The organism is Pseudomonas sp. HB05 (assembly GCF_016756915.1).
Classification (GTDB): domain Bacteria; phylum Pseudomonadota; class Gammaproteobacteria; order Pseudomonadales; family Pseudomonadaceae; genus Aquipseudomonas; species Aquipseudomonas alvandae.
In genome coordinates, this window is sequence record NZ_JAESPG010000016.1 from 127,234 (window position 1) to 147,201 (window position 19,968).

Annotated in this window: 15 protein-coding genes; 7 read left to right on the forward strand and 8 right to left on the reverse strand. The window is 62.5% G+C overall.

What is annotated here, in order from left to right:
• Positions 1 to 138: 138 nt before the first annotated feature.
• The 6 genes from JMN22_RS15530 to JMN22_RS15555 form a co-directional block, all read right to left on the reverse strand.
• Complete coding sequence (locus tag JMN22_RS15530; protein ID WP_198796466.1) at positions 139 to 2,559, reverse strand: efflux RND transporter permease subunit; 2,421 nt, start codon at positions 2,557 to 2,559, stop codon at positions 139 to 141.
• A 52-nt stretch (positions 2,560 to 2,611) separates the two neighbouring features.
• Positions 2,612 to 3,715, reverse strand: a complete 1,104-nt coding sequence (locus JMN22_RS15535) for a WD40/YVTN/BNR-like repeat-containing protein (protein WP_198796465.1) — start codon at positions 3,713 to 3,715, stop codon at positions 2,612 to 2,614.
• Positions 3,716 to 3,782: 67 nt separating this feature from the next.
• Complete coding sequence (locus tag JMN22_RS15540) at positions 3,783 to 5,144, reverse strand: DUF1329 domain-containing protein (RefSeq protein WP_030138926.1); 1,362 nt, start codon at positions 5,142 to 5,144, stop codon at positions 3,783 to 3,785.
• A gap of 15 nt (positions 5,145 to 5,159) precedes the next feature.
• Positions 5,160 to 6,809 carry a DUF1302 domain-containing protein gene (locus JMN22_RS15545; RefSeq protein WP_030138927.1) on the reverse strand — a complete coding sequence of 550 codons (1,650 nt, stop codon included), beginning with the start codon at positions 6,807 to 6,809 and terminating at the stop codon, positions 5,160 to 5,162.
• A 63-nt stretch (positions 6,810 to 6,872) separates the two neighbouring features.
• Positions 6,873 to 7,640, reverse strand: a complete 768-nt coding sequence (locus tag JMN22_RS15550; protein ID WP_198796464.1) for a coniferyl-alcohol dehydrogenase — start codon at positions 7,638 to 7,640, stop codon at positions 6,873 to 6,875.
• A 70-nt stretch (positions 7,641 to 7,710) separates the two neighbouring features.
• Positions 7,711 to 9,183, reverse strand: a complete 1,473-nt coding sequence (locus tag JMN22_RS15555; protein ID WP_198796463.1) for a benzaldehyde dehydrogenase — start codon at positions 9,181 to 9,183, stop codon at positions 7,711 to 7,713.
• A gap of 285 nt (positions 9,184 to 9,468) precedes the next feature.
• Here JMN22_RS15555 and JMN22_RS15560 point away from each other — a divergent pair, with 285 nt between their 5' ends.
• On the forward strand, positions 9,469 to 11,244 hold the full coding sequence (locus JMN22_RS15560; RefSeq protein WP_030138930.1) for a sigma-54-dependent Fis family transcriptional regulator: 1,776 nt from the start codon (positions 9,469 to 9,471) through the stop codon (positions 11,242 to 11,244).
• A gap of 58 nt (positions 11,245 to 11,302) precedes the next feature.
• On the opposite strand, the gene JMN22_RS15565 is transcribed toward JMN22_RS15560, so the two are convergent.
• A complete protein-coding gene (locus tag JMN22_RS15565; RefSeq protein WP_030138931.1) occupies positions 11,303 to 12,214 on the reverse strand; it encodes an AraC family transcriptional regulator in 912 nt (303 codons plus the stop codon).
• Between the two features lie 262 nt (positions 12,215 to 12,476).
• On the opposite strand from JMN22_RS15565, the gene JMN22_RS15570 reads away from it, so the two are divergent.
• The 3 genes from JMN22_RS15570 (at position 12,477) to JMN22_RS15580 (ending at position 15,702) form a co-directional block, all read left to right on the forward strand.
• On the forward strand, positions 12,477 to 13,790 hold the full coding sequence (locus JMN22_RS15570) for an ABC transporter substrate-binding protein (RefSeq protein ID WP_198796462.1): 1,314 nt from the start codon (positions 12,477 to 12,479) through the stop codon (positions 13,788 to 13,790).
• 91 nt (positions 13,791 to 13,881) lie between these two features.
• The gene (locus JMN22_RS15575; protein WP_030138933.1) at positions 13,882 to 14,655 is read left to right on the forward strand and encodes an L-iditol 2-dehydrogenase; all 774 of its coding nucleotides are present in this window, start codon (positions 13,882 to 13,884) and stop codon (positions 14,653 to 14,655) included.
• 195 nt (positions 14,656 to 14,850) lie between these two features.
• Positions 14,851 to 15,702 (forward strand): CAP domain-containing protein, encoded by an 852-nt coding sequence (locus JMN22_RS15580; protein WP_198796461.1) that lies wholly within the window; start codon positions 14,851 to 14,853, stop codon positions 15,700 to 15,702.
• Positions 15,703 to 15,806: 104 nt separating this feature from the next.
• Here JMN22_RS15580 and JMN22_RS15585 read toward each other — a convergent pair whose 3' ends face one another.
• Complete coding sequence (locus JMN22_RS15585; protein WP_030138935.1) at positions 15,807 to 16,673, reverse strand: LysR family transcriptional regulator; 867 nt, start codon at positions 16,671 to 16,673, stop codon at positions 15,807 to 15,809.
• A gap of 101 nt (positions 16,674 to 16,774) precedes the next feature.
• On the opposite strand from JMN22_RS15585, the gene JMN22_RS15590 reads away from it, so the two are divergent.
• From JMN22_RS15590 to JMN22_RS15600, 3 genes are read left to right on the forward strand one after another with little or no spacing between them, the layout of a single operon-like run.
• Entirely contained in the window at positions 16,775 to 18,124 is a 1,350-nt protein-coding gene (locus tag JMN22_RS15590) for an acyclic terpene utilization AtuA family protein (RefSeq protein WP_030138936.1), read from the forward strand.
• Positions 18,124 to 18,447: an AtuA-related protein gene (locus JMN22_RS15595; protein ID WP_030138937.1), complete on the forward strand. Its 324-nt coding sequence runs from the start codon at positions 18,124 to 18,126 to the stop codon at positions 18,445 to 18,447. The genes JMN22_RS15590 and JMN22_RS15595 overlap by 1 nt, the downstream gene beginning before the upstream one ends.
• Before the next feature lie 51 nt (positions 18,448 to 18,498).
• A complete protein-coding gene (locus JMN22_RS15600) occupies positions 18,499 to 19,806 on the forward strand; it encodes a CitMHS family transporter (protein ID WP_198796460.1) in 1,308 nt (435 codons plus the stop codon).
• Positions 19,807 to 19,968 lie beyond the last annotated feature (162 nt).

Here is a 19,968-nt window from a genome sequence, read left to right on the forward strand (position 1 = left end):
CGAGCCTAGGCGAGGTGCCGAGTGGTGGGGCAAGAGCGTTTTGGTTACTTTTGCGCTTCTCAAAAGTGACCCGCTGTAAGAGCGGAACCATAAGCCGCCGTTACGCAAATAACGGATATACACGCCATTAAAAACGTACTACCCCCGAACCCACCGCCCCCACCGACTCAACTCAAGCTTTTTTGCAAACACCTCCCGCGGCAACAACCACCAAGCCAACGCCGGCAACAGAATCAAAGCCCCCAGCATATTCACCAAAAACATGAACGCCAGCAGAATCCCCATGTCAGCCTGGAACTTGATCGGCGAAAACGCCCAGGTCGACACCGCCACAGCCAACGTCATACCGGTCAACAACACCACTTTCCCCGTGAACAGCAGCGCCTGGTAATACGCCTGGGCCAAGGTATCGCCGGCCCGCATCCGAGCCAGGATCACGCTCAACACATACAACGCATAATCAACACCAATGCCCACGCCCAGCGCGATGACCGGCAGTGTCGCCACTTTCACCCCCATGCCCAGCCCCACCATCAGCGCCTCGCACAGGATCGACGTGAGCATCAGCGGCAACATCGCACAAAGGGTCGCGCGCCAGCTGCGGAAGGTCAGCAGGCACAACAGACTGACCGCACCGTAGACCCAGAACAGCATCTCACGCATGGACTTCTTCACGACGATATTGGTCGCCGCTTCGATCCCCGCGCTACCGGCCGCCAGCATGAACTTGACCTCCGGCACCCGGTGCTCGGCGATAAATTGCTCACTGGCCTCCACCACCCGGCTCAAGGTGTCGGCCTTGTGATCGGCCAGGTAGATGTACAGCGACAGCATCGAACAACCCTGGTTGAACAGCTCTCGCGGCGCGCGGGTTTGCACGGCCCCCAGGGCGCCGTCATTGGGGATCAGTTCATACCATTTGAAGTTGCCCTCGTTATAGCCCGCCGTGGCGATCTTGCTCAGCGCCGCCATCGAAGTGGTCGATTCCACTCCGGGCAATTGCTCCAATCGCCAGGCCAGCGCATCGACCGCCGACAGGCTGGCGTAACGGGTGCATTGATCCTCCGGGGTCTTGATCATGACCACGAAGATGTCCGAGCTGGCCGCATAGTTCTGCGTCATGAACAGCGCATCGCGGTTGTAGCGCGAGTCGGCACGCAGCTCCGGCGCGCCAGGGTCCAGGTCGCCGATCTTCAGGTGCAGGCTCACGGCAAAACCAAACGCGGCCAGCAGCAAACCCGTCAACATGGCGCCAACGGCCCAGCGCCGTTGGGTGAACAGATCGAGCGCACGCCACAGTGGATGCTTGATCTGCGCCTGCTGTTCGGTGGTTTCCGCACTCAGGCTGCGTTGGGCCGCCGCCGGACTGACGCCGATGTAGCTGAGCAGGATCGGTAGCAGGATCAGGTTGGTGAAGATCAGCACCGCTACGCCGAGGCTGGCAGTGATCGCCAGGTCCTGGATCACCCGGATGTTGATCAGCAGCAGCACCGCAAAGCCCACCGCATCGCAGAGCAAGGCGGTAATGCCGGCGGCGAACAATCGGCGGAAGGTATAGCGCGCGGCGACCACCCGGTGGGTGCCACGGCCGATGTCCTGCATGATGCCGTTCATCTTCTGCGCGCCATGGCTCATGCCGATGGCGAACACCAGGAACGGCACCAGTGCCGAATATGGGTCCAGCTCATAACCGAGCAAGGCCAGCAGGCCCAGTTGCCAAAGCACGGCGGCCAGCGAACAGATCACCACCACCAAGGTGCTGCGCGCGCAACGTGTGTAGCCAAACAGCACCAGTACCGTCACCAGTACCGCCACCACGAAGAACAACAGGACTTGGGTCATCCCTTCGATCAGGTCGCCGACGATCTTGGTAAACCCGGTGATATGAATCCGCAGGTCAGCGGTTTGATACTTGTCTCGCAGTGCCTCCAGTTGCCGTGAGAACTCGCCATAGTCCAGCGCCTTGCCGGTCTGTGGATTGATCTCCAGCAACGGCACGAAGATCACACTGGACTTGAAGTTGCCGGCGACCAATTGACCCACTTCGCCGGAGCGGGCCACGTTGATCCGCACTTGTTCAAGGCTGGTCGCCGACCCATCGTAGTCATCGGGAATCACCGTGCCGCCGTCCAGCCCCTCTTCCGTCACGGCGGTCCAGCGCGTGGTCGGCGTCCACAGTGATTTCATGTAGGGCCGATCCACACCCGGCAGCAGGTAGAGTTCGTCGTTGAGCTTGGCCAAGGTGTCGAGGTAGTCCTTGGTGAAGATGCTCCCCTCCCTGACTTCCACAGCGATGCGCAGCGAGTTGCCCAGGCCGCTCAGTTCACTGCGATTCTCGAGGAAATTGGCAACGTAGGGATGCTCGGTGGGAATGGTCTTCTCATAACTGGCGTTGATACCGATGCGCGTGGCTTGCCAACCGAGCACCAGCGTCACCAACAGGCACAGGAGGACCACCAGCGGTCGATGGTTGAAGATCGCTCGCTCGGCGAAGTTGCCCGACGCCCGGTCGAAGTCTTCCTGGCGGCCGATCACGGTTTGGGTTTTGTCGTCTTTCAAGGTTGACTCCTGTTGCGCGAGCCGTGGCTCGATAGCGCTACACCGTGAAGTTTCAAGGTTTACCGGACGCCCGCGGGTCCTGGTCAGCGGCCACGCCGCTCAAGCCGACGCTGGCCAGGCTGCCGTCGACCGCCTGTTGCACGGCAGCGACAGTGCCACCGCTGCGAACCTGGCGTTTGTCAAAACTGCGGCCCTGGTCATGACTGAAGAGCAGCTCGCCACTCTGGCTGGCCAACAACAGGCTGCCGTCGCGCAGTTCCACGGCAGTCGCCAGCGTCGATTCGAGACCGGTATCAAGACGTCGCCAGCTGTTGCCACGGTCATCGGAGCGCCAGGCATTTCCCCGCAGGCCGTAAGCAATCAAGGTCCCATCGCGCGTCGCGAGCAGGCCGAAAAAGCTGCCCTCGTAAGGGGAATTCAGCGCCTGGAATGACTGTCCGGCATTGGTCGAACGCAACAGCAAGCCGCGCTCTCCCACCAGCAACAGATCGTTGCCCAGGGCGCGGATGCCATACAGGTTCAGCCCTTGGGGATTGTCGACATGTTGCATCCACGGTTGCCAGCTTCGCCCGCCATCGTCAGTGCGGTAGATCTGGTTGTAGGCGCCGACGACATAACCGTGCAGGCGGTCGCTGAAGTACAGGTCCAGGAACGGTTTATCCGGTCCGTCATCGAGCATGTGCCGGGCCTGGGCCAGGTTGCCGGCGCCGCCCGGTTGATGGGCGTCGCGCTCGGCAACGTGCACCGCCAGCGCGATGGCGCGCTCACCGTCGAGTTGTTTTTGCCAGGTTTCACCGCCGTCCTGGGTATGCAGCACCACCCCCAGGTGACCGACCGCCCAGCCCTGCTCGGCATCGACGAATTGCACCGCCGTCAGGCTGACGCTGACCGGCACCTGGGCCTGGCGCCAACTGACGCCAGCGTCATCCGAAAGCAGCACGATCCCACGCTCGCCGACCGCCACCAGGCGTTCGCCGGCCCGGGCCAGCCCGAGCAATACCGCGCGCTGGGCCTTGGCCGTCGGTATCGCCGGTTGCTGCAGCACGGTCAATGTCGTGGCCTGTGCGACCCAGGGCCCGCTCGCCAACAGGCACAACGCCAAGGCGCAAACGCTCCGTAGCGGACCGCACCACGCAAAGATTCTTTCAACGCTCATGTCTTTATCTCGCCTGGAAAATCACAAGCGGCCGCGGCGCATTTGCCGCGACACGGCCGCCACAGGTTCAGCGCATGTTTTCGTTGGCCATGGCGTCCGGCGTGAAATACGACGCAGAAGGCTTGGCGACTTTCTGGTACTGAACCGCCAAGTCGTTGCTCGATGAGTTGAGGAAATAGGCCCCGGTGTCGAGGTTGTAGCTGCCCCACATGACCTGTGCGGTCAGGGCCGGCAGGTCTGGCGCCAGCAGCGTCAACGAATACATCTGCCGACCGAGTTTGCCTTGGGCGTCATAACCGTCGGCCATCAGGATCTGCCAGGAGTCTTCGTCGACGTAGTAGGTGCGGCGCGGCACGACATGGCGCTTGCCGGATTTGAGCGTGGCCTCGACCACCCAGACCCGATGTTTCTCCCAGCGCACCAGATCCGGGTTGAGGAAATTCACCCTGACCAGATCGTCGCTCTTGGCCAGTGCGGCGCGGTTATTGTTGTAAGGGACGATCAGCTCTTTCTTGCCCACCAGCTTGAGGTCGTAGCGATCGGTCGGCCCGAACAGCATGAACGCTTCGTCGAACAGGCCGACGCCAGAGGTCACGAAGTCCGGCGTGTCATAGGCAATGTTCGGCGCCCGGCGAACCCGGCGCTGGCCGACCAGGTACTGCCAGGCCGCACGGTTGGCCGGGTCCAGGTCCCAATGGGTCATCAGGCCTTCGCCGGCCTTGGACGACGGCAACTCGGTGAACAGCTTGCCCAGCAGGTACTTGCCCGAATAGTTTTCCGGGCTGCCGCCTTCGACGTAGTAGGGAAACTGGTACGTGTATTGGGCCCGGGTCGCCTGGACTTTCTTGCCACCAGCGGTCATCAGCCAGGTATCGAACGGCGAGCTGATGGTGTCACCGCCCTGCCAGGACAAGCGGTAGTTCCACAACACTTGCGCACCGTTTTCCGGGATCGGGAATGGAATGCCACCGTAGGCGTTGGAGACTTTTTCGCTGTCCACGTCCAGCGTGGCGCGGGTGGCGTTCTTGCCGGTGTTGTCATAGACCCATTGCGGCGCGGCCGCCGACCGATGGGTCGGGTACACGTCGAGGCGATAGTCCGGGTATTTCTTCAGCAACAACTTGGTGCCTTCGGCCAATTCGCCGGCGTACTGTTCGATGTTCGAGGCCTTGATCGAGTACAGCGGTTTTTCCCCGGTGAATGGGTCCGGTCGTTTGTCTCCCGGTTTATAGCCGGGCGCAACCTGGGTGTAGCCGCCCTGCCAGGCCGGAATGCTGCCATCGGCATTGGCGGCACGCTCGGCGCCGAAGGGGGTCAAGTCGGTTTTCAGGCGCGCGGCCTGATCAGGCGCCACCGCCGCCTGCGCCAGGCCCGTGCTGGCCAGCGCCAGGGTCAGGAGGCAGGTGTTCAGGAATGTTGTGTTCTGCATGGCGAATCCACCTTATTAGAATGAGGTTTTCACGTAGAGCGAGACGAAGTCGCGGTCGGCCAACGACTGTCCGTAACTGAAATTGCCGTCCTCGCGCAGCCCGGCTTTCGGTGCGCCAAAGAAATTCACGTAGTTGAGGCCGACGTCCCAGCGTTGCAGATAAGTCGCCTTGAGCCCGACGCTCCAGTCGCCGGAGTGGGTATTGCCGAAGCCGGACTTGTTGACCGCCGAGGAGCGCCCATCAAGCACGATCCCCATCCCGATCGGCACGGTCAGGTCGATCCCATCGATGATCTGGAAGTACGCCGGCTCCATCAGGACGCGGAGCGCCGTGGCATCGCGGGTGGTGTTGGAGTCCAGCGCGGCCGCGTTTTCAGTCACGCTCAAGGTGCGGTTCCACGCCAGTTCAGCCAGGGCCGAGCCGCCGTCCCAGAACGCGGTGGGCGACAGCAGGTAAATCGCCGACAGGTTGGCGTGAGCGGTCTTGCCCCTGGCAAACAACGCGTTGTCGCCACCATCGGCTTCGACGCCGGGAGCCACCACTTGCAGGTTGCTCACCAGCGGCGCGTTCCAGCGCACCGAGGTTTCACCGGCGAAGTTGAACGGGCCGTAGGCCGTGGAGAAGCTCATGCCAGCGGTCTTGATGTCTTCGGCATAGACCTGGCGGTAGGACCCCAGGATCGGCAATCCGCTGGCCGCCGCTGCCGGGCCGTCCAAATAGGCGTACAAGCCGATTGGCGCTTTGTCATGGTACTGGGCCGCGTAGAAACCCAGTTCCAATTCAGTGCCGCTCGGTTTGAAGCGGATCTGCATACCGCCCTGCCCCGAGTTACGCGGTTTCAGGTCGCCGCCATTCACCGTGTCGTTGCCGAACACTTCGCGCAGCGGACCACTGCCGTAACCGATGGGATCGGCATCGCTCAGGTAGCTGCCGGCGCCGGGCAGGTTGGAACGTTCCCACTCGAACTGATAGTAGGCGCCCACCGACAACTGCGGGTTGATCTGCAACTGCCCGGAGATCTGATTGACCGGCCGCAGGATTTCCTTGAATTGTGTGCCCGGCACGCTGAGCAACTTGACCACATCGGTCGGCCCCTGGGCATTGGCGATGCCGTTGCCGCCGTAGAACAGGCTTTCGCCGTAGATCAGGCTGTGTCGGCCCAGGCGCGCGACGCCTTGGGAGTCTTCGCCCAGATCGCCGCGCAAGAACACGAAGGCGTCGAGGATTTCCGCGTCGCGACCATGAAGCTTGCGGGTTTCGCTGAGGAAATGCGGTTGTTCGCTGCTGTCGGTGTCCTGGTTGTAGATGTCGTCGTACCAGGCCGCGCCGCTCACCCGCAGCCCGTAGTTTTGCCGGCTGAGGTCCATTTCGGAAAACAGGTCCAGGCGGTTGGAGACCAGCCCACTGCTGAAATTCTTGTCGCCCTGGCTCTGGATCGACGGGTACAGGCCGTTGGCGGTGGGCGCGTTGGTCAAGCGACTGTCCTGCCCATGCAGGCGCCAGGCCTGGCTGTACTTGATGGTGTTGTCCCAGCGCAGTTTCCAGTCGGAATCGCCCAGGTCCATTTGCATGGCCTCGACCGTCTCGACCATCACACCGGCGCTGCATAACGCCAGGAACAGGGCGCACTGCTTGAAACCAAGGCAATCTTTGACGTTATCCATGGAGGTTTCTCATTATTGTTATTTTCGGATAGCGGCTTGCGCCGCGTGCTACGGATAAGCCCTTCAGACGTAGGTGGATGCCAATCCTCCATCGACCGGCAAGTTGACGCCGTTGATCCAGCGCGATTCGTCGGCACACAGGAAGGCGATCACCGCCGCCACCTCATCGGCGTAGGCAGGACGTTTAATGCGATGGGCATCGGCCTGGGTCCGGGCCTCGCCGAGCATGCTCACGAAGTCATCGAGAATGGGGGTGAAGACCGGGCCTGGCGCGACACTGTTCATGCGCACCGAATGTTCGAGGAACCAGGGCTGGGCCTGCACATAGGTCCAGACAATCAAGGCTTCCTTGAAGTACTGGTAACAGGTCGGGGCCGGCACCGGATGCTCGGCCAGCCAGGCTTGCCCGGCGGCGAAACTGTCGATGCGTGCCAGCGCCTTGTGCTGTTCCAGGCGCAATGGCCATTCGGCACCCAGGATCGAGGCGATGTTGACGATGCTGCCGCCCGCGTTGATGCGCGGCAGCAACGCTTGGCTCAAGTGACGCAAGCCGAGGTAGTTGACCCGCGCCAACAGTTGCGGATTGGCGGTGCCCGGCACCCCGGCGATGTTGCAGAGGCTGTCGAACCGCGCGGGTAGCTGCGGCAGCAGCCTGTCGATGTGCTCGGCGCTGCTCAAATCGCCCTGCACAAAACCGTCCAGGGTCATGTGCGGCGCCTTGAGGTCGACGCCGATCACCTGGGCGCCCTGGGCTCGCAGCAGGCTCGCCGTGGCGGCGCCGATGCCCGACGAGACGCCGGTTACCAGCACAATCTTGTTGTCGAGTTTCATGTTGAGTCCTCTTGTTATTGTTGTCTGCTCGCAGGGCCTTCAGCTCATCCGCCCCGATACAACCGGCTTGTCAGAACGGGTAGATGGGCGCCTTGTCCTTGACCGTCACCCACTGCCATTGGGTGTACTCATCCCAGTCCGCCGGACCGCCCACATTGCCGCCATTGCCCGAGGCGCCGCGCCCGCCGAACGGGTTGATGCACTCGTCGGCGACGGTCTGGTCATTGATGTGCAACAGGCCGCACTGCAAGCGCTCACCGATCGCCATGGCCCGGCCCACCGACGGTGAAATGACCGCCGCCGCCAAGCCGTACTCGGTGCGATTGGCCAATTCGATGGCTTCGTCATCGGTGGCGAAGCTGACCACCGTTGCCACAGGCCCGAACACCTCCTCGTCGAAGGCCCGCATGCCGGGCTTCACGCCGCTGAGCACGGTGGGCTGATAAAACAGCCGATCGTGATTGCCACCGGTTTCCAGTCGCGCCCCGGCGCGCACGCTGTCGCTGACGATGTCATGGACCCGTTGCAACTGGCGCTGATTGATCAGCGGCCCCAGCGCCGCTTCGCCCTGGGCGGCGTTGCCGACGGTCAAGGCCTGGGCCTTCTCCACGAGTCGGCGGGTCAGCTCTGCAGCGATGGATTCATGGGCAAGGATCAAGCCGGTGGCCATGCAAATCTGGCCTTGGTGCAGCCAGGCGCCCCAGGCCGCGTTACGGGCCGCAAGGTCGAGGTCGGCGTCTTCCAGAATGATCAGCGGGTTCTTGCCGCCCAGCTCCAGCGCGACTTTCTTCAGGTTGCGCCCGGCCACTTCAGCAACCTTGCGACCGGCACCGGTGGAACCGGTAAACGCGATCATGCGCACGTTGGGATCACGACACAGCGCCTCACCGGCGTCCGCCGCCCCGGGCAACACCTGCAGCAAGCCTTTGGGCAAGCCTGCGGCTTCGAACAACCGGGCGATAAGGAAACCGCCACTCACCGGGGTCTGCGGGTCCGGCTTGAGCACCACCGCGTTGCCCGCCGCCAGGGCCGGCGCGACAGAACGCATGGACAGCACCAGGGGAAAGTTGAAGGGCGAAATCACCCCGACCACGCCATGTGGCTGGCGACGCGCATAAGACAAGCGCCCGGCTTCGCTGGGCAGCACCACCCCGTGGGCCTGGGACAACATGCCCGCTGCCTGATGCAGTAACACAATCGCTTCGCGGACCTCATGCTGGCCCTTGAACAGCGCCGCGCCGGTTTCCCGGGCGACATACAGCGCCAGTTCGTCAAAGGCCTGCTCGGCCACGTCGGCGGCTTTGCGGAAGATCGCCGCGCGTTGCCGCGGGCCCAGTGCCGCCCATGCCGGTTGGGCCAAGGCAGCGTCGCGACTGGCCTTGGCTATGTCGGCGGTGTCGGCGGTGGCGCTGTACATCAGCCGCTCACCGGTGGCCGGTTCGATGATTGAACGCATAGGGCCCGACGCCTTCACCCAATCACCGTTGAAGACACATTCCGACTCGATCACCTGGGACAGCAGTTGGCTTTTGGATGCAGACATTTAAAACTCCCGGCTCTTTGTTGTTGTCATCGTTTGCCGCACCTGGAAGGTATCGAGGCAAACGCCGTACGGGTGCCTGAGCAAGCGCTGTGCCGATTTGTGCCAGGGCGCTGGATAAACCTGGCGCAAGGCTCTGGCCTGGGGATCTCCGCCTGATGCGGCGCGGATGGGTCATTCGGCAACCTGGCCGTTGGCCAGCCACCGCTTGTTCATTTGATAAAGTTATGCTTAATAACTATCTCGCCAGGTGATCATTTCGATCACCCCGCCATCAGGGGCATAACAATGAACAATCCCCACTGTCCGCTGCCGGATCACCGCTTCGCCGCCGAACCGTTTCGCCCAAGGGGCGACAGCAACTCGCTGGACGACAGCAGCTCACCCACCCCGGCGGAGTTGGCGGACTGCCTGTTCTTTTCTCCCGACGACGGGCGCATCTGGCTCAACGACCAGCGCATGTTGCTGCTGCACAGCTCGTCGTTCGGCGCCTTGCGCCGGGAAATCATCGGGCGCCAGGGGCTGGAGCAGGCGCGCGGCATGCTCACTCGCACGGGCTACACCTCTGGCGCGCGGGACGCCCGGCTGATTCGCGAGCGCTGGCCACGGGCCGATGCCGCCGCCGTGTTTCGCGCCGGCACGCACCTGCATACGCTGGAAGGCATGACCAAGGTAGAACCCCTGCACTTCAAGTTCGATGCGGACTCGGGGTTTTATGAAGGCGAATTTCTCTGGCACCACTCCTGCGAGGCCGACGAGCATGTCGCCGCCTTCGGCACCGGGCAGGATCCGGTGTGTTGGACTGAGTTGGGCTATGCCATCGGTTTCGTCAGTGGCCTGTTTGGGCAACTGGTGATCTTTCGCGAAGTGGAATGCCGGGGCATGGGGCATGAGCGCTGCCGGGTCGTTGGCAAGACCGCCGAGCAATGGGGCGACATCGAGCGCGACCTGAGTTACCTCAACGCGTCGCAACCGGCGGTGGCCCTGGAGCCGGGCGCACGGACCGAGGGTGTCGCCAGCAGCGTCCCGCTGCCGGACAGTGAACAGCCCTTGATCGGCGCGAGTGCGACATTCAATGCCGCCACCCAGGCCCTGCAGCGAGTGGCCCTGACCCCCGCCACCGTCCTGGTCAGCGGCGAGTCCGGGGTGGGCAAGGAAATGTTCGCGCGCCAACTGCACCAACTGAGCCGGCGCCGCGACGGTCCATTCATCGCACTCAACTGTGCGGCCATCCCGGACAACCTGATCGAAGCCGAACTGTTCGGCGTCGAGCGCGGTGCCTACACCGGGGCCACCCATTCTCGTCCCGGCCGGTTCGAGCGGGCCAACGGCGGCACGTTGTTCCTCGATGAGATCACCTGCCTGAGCCTGGCTGGCCAAGGCAAGCTGCTGCGCGCATTGCAAGAACGGGAAATCGAGCGAGTCGGCGGTGGACATGGGATCAAGGTCGATGTGCGGGTCGTCGCGGCAACCAACATCGACATGCGCAAAGCCGTGGCGCAGGGTGATTTTCGTGAAGACCTGTTCTACCGGCTCAACGTCTACCCCATCGCCCTGCCGCCTCTACGCGAACGCCGCGATGATGTCCCGCTGCTGATCAATGCCTTCCTCAAGCGATTTTGCCTGGAATATGGCCGTACCCCCGTGGGCCTGACCATGCGCGCCTTGAAGATGCTGCTGCGCTATGACTTCCCCGGCAACGTGCGGGAATTGCAGAACCTTATCGAGCGAGGCTTGATTGCCAGCGAAGAAGGCCAGGCCATCGACCTGGTTCACCTGTTTCGCGATGAGCGACTGCCCGTGGACGCGTATTCGGTCGATGGCAACGGCGGGCTCTCGCCATCGGCCAAGGCAGCGAGCGATGGCACGACCGGAACATCGCTGCTGCAGTCCCTACGCCAATCGGGAGCGGATTTCAGCATTGATGGCCTGGAATCACGCCTGATCAACGAAGCCTTGCAGATGAGCGACGGCAACCTCGCCGCGGCTGCTCGGTCGCTGGGGCTGAGCCGGGCGCAGTTCGCCTATCGGTTGAAAAAGCATCAGCTCGTGAGCGATGAATGAGCCAAGTCCAGGCATGTGGCGAGGGCGCTTGCTCCCTCGCCACGGATTTTGTTGAGGCTCAGTCCGTCGTGCCCGCCGCCATGACGCTACGGCGATAGTCGCTGGGCGTCTGGTTCGTTTCGATGCGGAAGTGCCGATTGAAGTTGGACAGGTTGTTGTAGCCGACTTCAAAACAGATGTCAGTCACGGCCATTTCACTGTGGGACAGCAATCGACAGGCACGCTGGACGCGGAGCTTGCGCATCAGGTCGATGAATCCGTGACCGGTGATGCGTTTGAAAAATCGTGAGAAGCCAGGTTCGCTCATGCCCAGTTGCCGGGCGATCACCGACACTCGAAGGTCGCCGGTGAGCTCGGCTTGCAGATATTCGAAGGCTTTCTGGATGCGCGCCGAGCTGCGGGCATCCAGGGCAGGCGCATAGCACGGGCTTGCCAGGCATTGGACCTCGCGCTCGCTGGCGCGGCCAAGGGTATCGAGCAGTTCGAAAAACAATGCCAGGCGCGCCAGCCCCTGGGCCGGTCCGATCGCTTCGAGCAGGTACGCCGCCTGGCGCGCTGTGTCGCCGCTGAAGGCCAGCCCTCGCCGGGCGCGCTCGAATAACCTGTGCAGATCACCCAGTTCCGGCAGCGTCTGACGCATCGACATCAGCGTGGCACCGTCGAACTGCAACACCACGTCGCGCCCAGCCAGGCACTCGCCCGGCGCCAGGTCCCCCATCCAGTCGTGGGGCAAATCCGGACCGATCATCGCCACATGGCCGGGGCCGAAGGGCCCGATGTAGTCACCTGCCAGGAGCCTGCCGCTGCCGTGGCGAATCAAGTGGATCTCGAATTCCGGGTGATGGTTCCAGCGCGCCATCGCGTAGGGATAGTCATGCTCGTACCAGCGAAAGCTGTGTTCGGGCTCGGGCAGGATGACTTCCAGTTCGGCCGGTCGCTGGTCGTACAGGAGCGTTCGGTGATCAGGCATGTCGCGCCTCTTTATCGTTATAGGCGGCACCTTACGTCGATCGCACAGCGGTACGCCAGCCTTGAACCGACCGGCCACTGATACTTTTTTAACAGTGCCCGCCGAGGTTAAAAAAGTACCTGCAGTCGATCCTTTTCGCATTTGTCGGCCTTTGACGGCGCTGATGTAATCGGCTTGCCATGGACGGCTGGCAGGTCGGTCCTGCCTCCATGGCTTTACAACAATAATAATCCTGCGCCCAGGCGCAGCTCTGGAGAAACCCATGAAAATGCTGCGCAAGGCGCTCGTCATGTCCGCGGGGCTGTCCTTCGCCCTGGCCGGCCACGCCGCCGAAACCATCACCATCGCCACCGTCAACAATGCCGACATGATTCGCATGCAAAGGCTTTCGAAAGCATTCGAGGCCGAGCATCCGGACATCAAGCTGAATTGGGTGGTGCTCGAAGAAAATGTCCTGCGCCAACGCCTGACCACCGATATCGCCACCCAGGGCGGGCAATTCGACGTATTGACCATCGGCACCTACGAAACCCCGCTATGGGGCGCCAAGCAATGGCTCGAACCGATGACCAACCTGCCCGCCGCCTATGACATGGAAGACATATTTCCTTCGGTGCGCCAGGGGCTTTCAGTCAACGGCACCCTTTACGCCCTGCCCTTTTACGGCGAAAGCACCGTTACCTACTACCGCACCGATCTCTTCAAGCAGGCCGGGCTCAGCATGCCCGGGCACCCCACGTGGGGCCAGCTTGGCGAATACGCGGCCAAGCTTCATCAGCCCGACAAGGATCAGTACGGCCTGTGCCTTCGCGGCAAGGCCGGCTGGGGCGAGAACATCGCCTTGCTCAGTACCCTGGCCAACACGTTCGGGGCTCGTTGGTTCGATGAGCAGTGGAAGCCGCAATTCGATAGCCCGGAATGGAAGGCCGCCGCGAGCTTTTACGTCGATACGCTAAAGAAATATGGACCGCCGGGGCTGACCAGCAATGGTTTCAACGAAACCCTGGCGTTGTTCAACAGCGGCAAGTGCGCCATTTGGGTCGATGCAAGCGTCGCCGGCTCGTTCATCACCGACACCAGCCAGAGCAAGGTGGCCGACCGCGTCGGCTTCGCCGCGGCTCCTACGCAAGTGACAGACAAAGGCGCGTCCTGGCTGTACGCATGGTCGCTGGCAATTCCAACCAGCTCCCGCCATAAGGACGCCGCCAAGTCTTTCGTCACTTGGGCCACCTCCAAAGACTACGTGCAATTGGTTGCCAAAGAGGATGGCATCAGCAACGTGCCACCCGGCACTCGTACTTCCACGTACAACGACGCCTACCTGAACGCCGCGCCCTTTGCGCGAATCACGCTGCAAATGATGCAGAAAGCCGACCCGGCGCACCCCACGGCCAAGCCAGTGCCTTACGTGGGCATCCAGTACGTGACCATTCCCGAGTTCCAGGCCATTGGTACATCGGTTGGCAAGCTGTTTACCGCCGCGCTCACTGGCCAGATATCCGTGGAACAAGCCCTGGCGTCGGCGCAATCGAGCACCGAACGGGAAATGAAACGGGCCGGATACCCAAAGAAATAATGGCATGGCCATTCCCGTGGTGAGGGAGCTTGCTCCCTCACCACAACGGTTCACAGACACACATTTTTTTATTCAGGACAGGATCTCCCCCATGAAACGACTGCAAGGAAAAAGCGCGCTGGTCACCGGTGCTGCCCGTGGCATTGGCAAGGCGTTCGCCCAGGCCTATGTCGATGAAGGCGCCACTGTGGCGATCGCCGATATCGACCTGGATCGGGCCCGGGAGACTGCCGCTGAATTGGGCGACAGCGCCTATGCCGTCAGGATGGACGTGACCGATCAGGCATCAATCGACCAGGCCATCGATTCCGTCGTGGCCCGGGCAGGCAAGTTGGACATCTTGATCAACAATGCGGCGCTGTTCGACCTGGCGCCCATCGTCGAGATCACCCGGGAGAGCTACGAGCGGCTGTTCTCCATCAACGTCGCCGGCGCACTGTTCACGCTGCAAGCCGCCGCCCGCCAGATGATCCGCCAGGGCCACGGCGGCCGGATCATCAACATGGCGAGCCAGGCCGGCCGCCGTGGCGAGGCCCTGGTGGCGGTCTACTGTGCCTCCAAGGCTGCCGTGATCAGCGTGACCCAATCCGCCGGGCTGGATTTGATCAAGCATCGGATCAATGTCAACGCCATTGCGCCAGGGGTGGTGGACGGTGAGCACTGGGACGGCGTCGACGCAATGTTCGCCCGTCATGAAAACCTGCCCTTGGGCGAAAAGAAGCGTCAGGTCGGGCAACAGGTGCCTTATGGCCGGATGGGCACCGCGCAGGATCTGGTTGGCATGGCGATTTTCCTGGCTTCGGCCGACAGCGAATATGTGGTAGCCCAGACCTATAACGTCGACGGCGGTAACTGGATGAGCTGACGATCCTGAAGTTTTATGGCCTTGAGACGACGAAAATGGACCTATTCGCCTGAAAATTGATCCCACTACTTGAGGATCATCCCGAACGGTACCCAACGGTGCCGTTCCAAGGGATTTCAAGAGAGCGTGAATACCGTTGCCCCAGCCGGGCAAAAATTGCGCATCATAGGCGCCGTCCGCTCAAGGGAGATTTACATGCGTGCCATTTTTTCCGTCATGCGTCTTGCCGCGCTGTCGCTGGGACTGGCCTTTGCCGCCAATGCCGCAGCCACCGAAGAGACGCAACTGGTCGAGTCCATCAATCTTTACCGCAGCCAATCCCAAAGCTGCGCGGGCCAGGCTTCCCTGGAGCTGCCGCCGCTGGCAATGGATTCACGGTTGATCCTGTCGGCCAATGGCATCGGCGATTTGCAGCAAGCGTTGGCGCGGGCGGCCTATCCGATGGTCAACGTGCAGGCCATCAGCCTGTCCGGTCCTCGGGACGCCCAGGCTGCGATGAAGGCTGTACAGGAAAGTTTTTGCCAAGTCGTGCTGGACCCGCAGTTCGTGGACATCGGCGTGAGTCGACTGGACCGGGAATGGCGCATCGTGCTGGCTCGCCCACTGTTGTCGGCGCGCCTCGGGGATTGGCAGGCCGAAGGCCAGAAACTGCTCAAGCTGATCAATAGCGCCCGCGCGCAGCCACGCCGCTGCGGCACCGAAGCGTTCGCCGCCACGACACCGCTGGCCTGGAACGCCGATCTGGCCCTGGCTGCGGTGAATCACACCCGCGCCATGGCCAACAACAATTTCTTCGACCACAAGGACCGCGATGGGCGCATGCCGGGCGATCGCGCCGAACTGGCCGGTTACCTGGGCCAAGCCATCGGCGAAAACATCGCCGCCGGGCAGGACACGGCGTTGAAGGTGGTGGACGGCTGGCTGGCGAGCCCGGGGCACTGCGCCAACTTGATGAATCCGCAATTTCGCGAGTTGGGGGCCGGGTATGCGATGGACCCGAAGAGCGATGCGGGGATTTATTGGACGGCGATGTTTGGTACTCAGTAGTTATGTTGACCGTGCTTTCGCCATCGCGAGCAAGCTCGCTCCCACAAAGGGATGCCGCAATCAGTGTGGGAGCGAGCTTGCTCGCGATGGCAGCGCATCGGGTCTTACTCCTGCCGCAATACCCGCCGCACATGCCCCATGAACTGGCTTAACGACGGTGACGGGGCCACCGGCTTGCGCTGCAGCAAGCCAATCGAGCGTTTTGCCGGTTGATCAATGGCAGTGACCGCGCACTGCTCACCGATGTTGAACACCGCCGTGCAACTGGCCGGCAACAAGGAAAACCCCAGCCCCTCGCGGACCAGCGCCGTGGCCGTGCTCATGTGCGCCACTTCCCAGGCGGGGAACGGATCGACATTCAAATAACGCAACGCCGCGTCGGCCAACGGCCGGATGCTGGTGTCCGGCGTCAGGGCGATATAGGGCTGCTGTTTCCAGTCGCGGTGATGATCCTTGTGGCTGAGCAGGACCAGGTTGTCATCCAGCAGGCGCTCGAAGCTCAAGCCAGACAAGTCGTCCGGCAACGAACTGATGCCGGCGTCCACCTCGCCGCGCTGCACCCAACCCATGATTTCCCCGGCGCGACCATCCAGAAGATGCACCTTCACGCCTGGGTGCTCACGCTGGAACGAGGCGATAACCACCGGCAGGAATGAAGCGGCGGCGGTCGGCAGCGCCGCCAGCCGGAGCGTGCCACGGCTCAAGCTGAGAGTGTCGCGGGCATCGCGCACGGCGTCGTCCATGTCCCGCAGCATGCGCCGGGCCTGGGGCAGGAAATGCTCACCGGCGGGCGTCAACTCGACGCTGCGGGTGTTACGCGCGAGCAACTGCAAACCCATGCTCTCTTCCAGTTTGCGGATGCTGTAGCTCAGCGCCGGCTGGGACAGGTGCAGTTGCTCGGCCGTGCGGGTAAAACTGGAGGTTTCAGCGATCAGGATGAAGGCGCGAAGCTGGCGGAAGGAGACGTTCATGGCCCACTCATAAAATTAATGGATCAATTGATTCTACCTTTAAAATTCACAGAACAATCCAGCGTCTCCACTATAGGGCCACCCTTCAGTGGAAAACGGACATGACAAAAACAATTCTCGTCGGGTGTGGCGCCGGTTTCGCCAATGACCGGCCTGACGCCGCCCTGCGCCTGGCCCAGGACCTGGCACAACGCAGCGGCCAACGCTACATCATGCTGGAGCTGTTGGCGGAACGGACCCTGGCCGAGGCGCAATTGCGCAAGCGTCTCGACCCGCAGGCCGGTTATTCCGCCCGATTGTTCGATTTTCTCGAGCCCATGCTGGACCTGTGCATCGAAGCCGGCATCCCGATCATCACCAACGGCGGCGCCGCCAATCCTAGGGCTGCCGCCCAGCGATTGCGCCACGCCCTGGCGGGTCGTTTCCCTGGGCTGAAGATCGCTTGCGTGCTGGGTGACGACCTCTTGGACGAAACACCTGCGCGCTACGCACGATGGCTGTCGTCCGATCCGCAGGAACAGCCTGTATCCGTAAACGTCTACACCGGCGCCGACGGTATCGTCCAGGCGTTGACCGACGGTGCCGGCATCGTCCTGTGCGGCCGTGTCGCCGACCCCTCGCTGGCCGTCGGTGCGATCCGCCACGGGTTGGGTTGGAAAGCCGACGATTGGCAGAAAATCGCGGTAGCGACGGCGGCTGGACACTTGCTGGAGTGCTGTACCCAGGTCACCGGTGGCTATTTTGCCCACCCCGGCATGAAAGACATTCCAGACCCGGCGAATCTCGGTTGTCCGATTGCCGAGATCCACGAGGACGGCCGCTTGATCATCGGCAAGACCCGCGACAGCGGCGGCCGGGTCAGCGAGCAGACTGTGAAGGAGCAGCTTCTTTACGAAGTCCACGACCCACGACGCTACCTGACGCCGGACGTTGTACTGGACCTTGGCGAAGCCCGCGTGCAGGACCTGGGCGAAGACCGTGTCGAGATCAACGGCCTGCTCGGCCATCCGCGCCCCGAGACCCTGAAAGGCTTGGCAGGCGTGCGCGGCCTGTGGTTTGGCGAGGCGGAAATATCTTATGCCGGCCCCGGCGCCTTGGCGCGTGCGGCCTTGGCGCGAGAAATTCTGCTGGAACGTTTCGACCGATTGGCGCCAGGCCTGCAGCCCTGGATCGATATTTCCGGCGTCGCCAGCCTGTTCAACGACCAGGGCGGTCGCTATCTGCAACAGCAACTCGCCCAGGCCCCGGCCCTGGAGGATGTGCGCGTACGCATCGGCCTGACCCACAGCGACCGACCGCTGGTAGAAACGCTGTTGGTCGAAGTGGAGTCGCTCTACACCAACGGACCGGCAGGCGGCGGTGGCGTGCGACGACATCTCGTCGAGGCCGTCACCACGCGAAGTTTCCTGCTGCCGCGCGATGAAATCCACACGACTCTGGAGTGGTACTGATGAACCTCGTTACCCTCGCCGATTTCGCTCACGCCCGTGCTGGCGACAAAGGCAACATCCTCAGCATCGCGGTGTTTCCCCACGACGCGGCCCACTACGCCTGGTTGCTACAGACGTTGACCTGCGAGCGGGTCGCCGAGCAATTCGCGACGCGACAACCCTCCAGGGTGCACCGCTATGAACTGCCGAACCTGAACGCACTGAACTTCGTCCTGGAGGATGCCCTGGAAGGCGGCGTGAACCGCAGTTGCGGCCTGGACCGCCACGGCAAGAGCCTGAGTTACCTGCTGTTGGCCTTGCGCCTGCCAGGTCCGCAAGACTGACCGATTCATTTGCCCGAACCAACCGACAACAATAAAAAGAGAGGCTGCAACATGATTACAACCCTGGGTTTCCTGATGATGCTGGCCATCATCGGACTGATATTGCTGCGCAGGATCAGCCCGGTGGTGGCGTTCACCACCCTTCCCGTGGTCGTTTGCCTGCTCGCCGGCTTCAATCTTGGCCAGATAGGCGAGTTCATCAAGGCCGGCCTGATCACGGTGGCCCCGACCGCAGCGCTGTTCCTGTTTGCCATCTTGTTCTTCGGCATCATGCGTGACCGAGGATTGTTCGATCCGCTGGTCAACCTGCTGATCCGCAGCACCGGCGGCAAGCCGCTGGCCGTGGCGTTGGTGACGGTTTTGGTGACGTCCGTGGTGCATCTCGACGGCGTTGGCGCCGCCACGTTCCTGCTGACTATCCCGGCGCTGCTGCCCTTGTACAAACGCCTGAACATGAGCCCGGCGATGTTGCTGTGCCTGGTGGGTACCACGGCGGGCGTCATCAACATGGTGCCTTGGGGCGGCACGACCGCCCGCGCCGCCGCCGTGTCAGGCCTGGATGCCACCGAGCTGTGGCTGGGCTTGTTGCCGGTGCAGATGGTGGGCCTGGCGTGCATGCTCGGGGTGGCGACGGTATTGGGCTTGCGCGCCCAACGTCGCCAACCGATGTCGCTGGGCGCCGCCGCGACGTGTGACATGGACAACCTGCAAACCCAAAACCGCGAATTCAGCCTTTCCCCACGGGAGCTGCGCTACTGGCTGAACGTCGGTCTCACCGCTGGGATCCTGGTGTGCCTGTTTACCGGCATCTTTCCGCTGTACGCCTGTTTCATGGTGGGACTGGGCATTGCCCTGCCGCTGAATTTCCCATCCCTGGACGCCCAGGCCGAACGCCTCAAGGCCCACGCGTCCGATGCGCTGCAAATGGTCCTGGTGATGATGGCCGCCGCCGTCCTGCTGGGAGTCCTCTCCGGCGCGAAGATGTCCGACGGCATGGCCTTGGCGCTGATCGATATCCTGCCCGCAGGTTCTGCCCAATACCTGCACGTGATCGTCGGTTTCTTCGGTGTGCCACTGGGCATGATCTTTTCGCCGGACGCCTATTACTTCGCGCTCCTGCCGGTGATCAAGGATGTGGCCGCCGCGGCCGGCGTTCCCCTTGAAGCCGTCGCCCGGGCCATGTTGATCGGCGAAAACACCGGATTCTCCATCAGCCCGGTGGTCCCCAGTGTGTACCTGGCCCTGGCGCTGTCCGGCGTGGAACTGCGCAAGCACATGGCCTATACGTTTTTCTGGGCCTGGGGCGTCAGCCTGGTGATGCTCGCCTTCGCCGTGGTGACCGGCGCGGTACAGGTCTGAGCGGCGTGGAGCGAGCTTGCTCGCGAAGGCGGTGACACAGTCGATGAGGATGTTGGATATGCCGGCCTCTTCGCGGGCAAGCCCGCTCCCACAGGGGTAACCGGGCGCACATAAAAAAACGCCGCTCAATTGAGCGGCGTTTTTTTACCTGACCAGATAGCG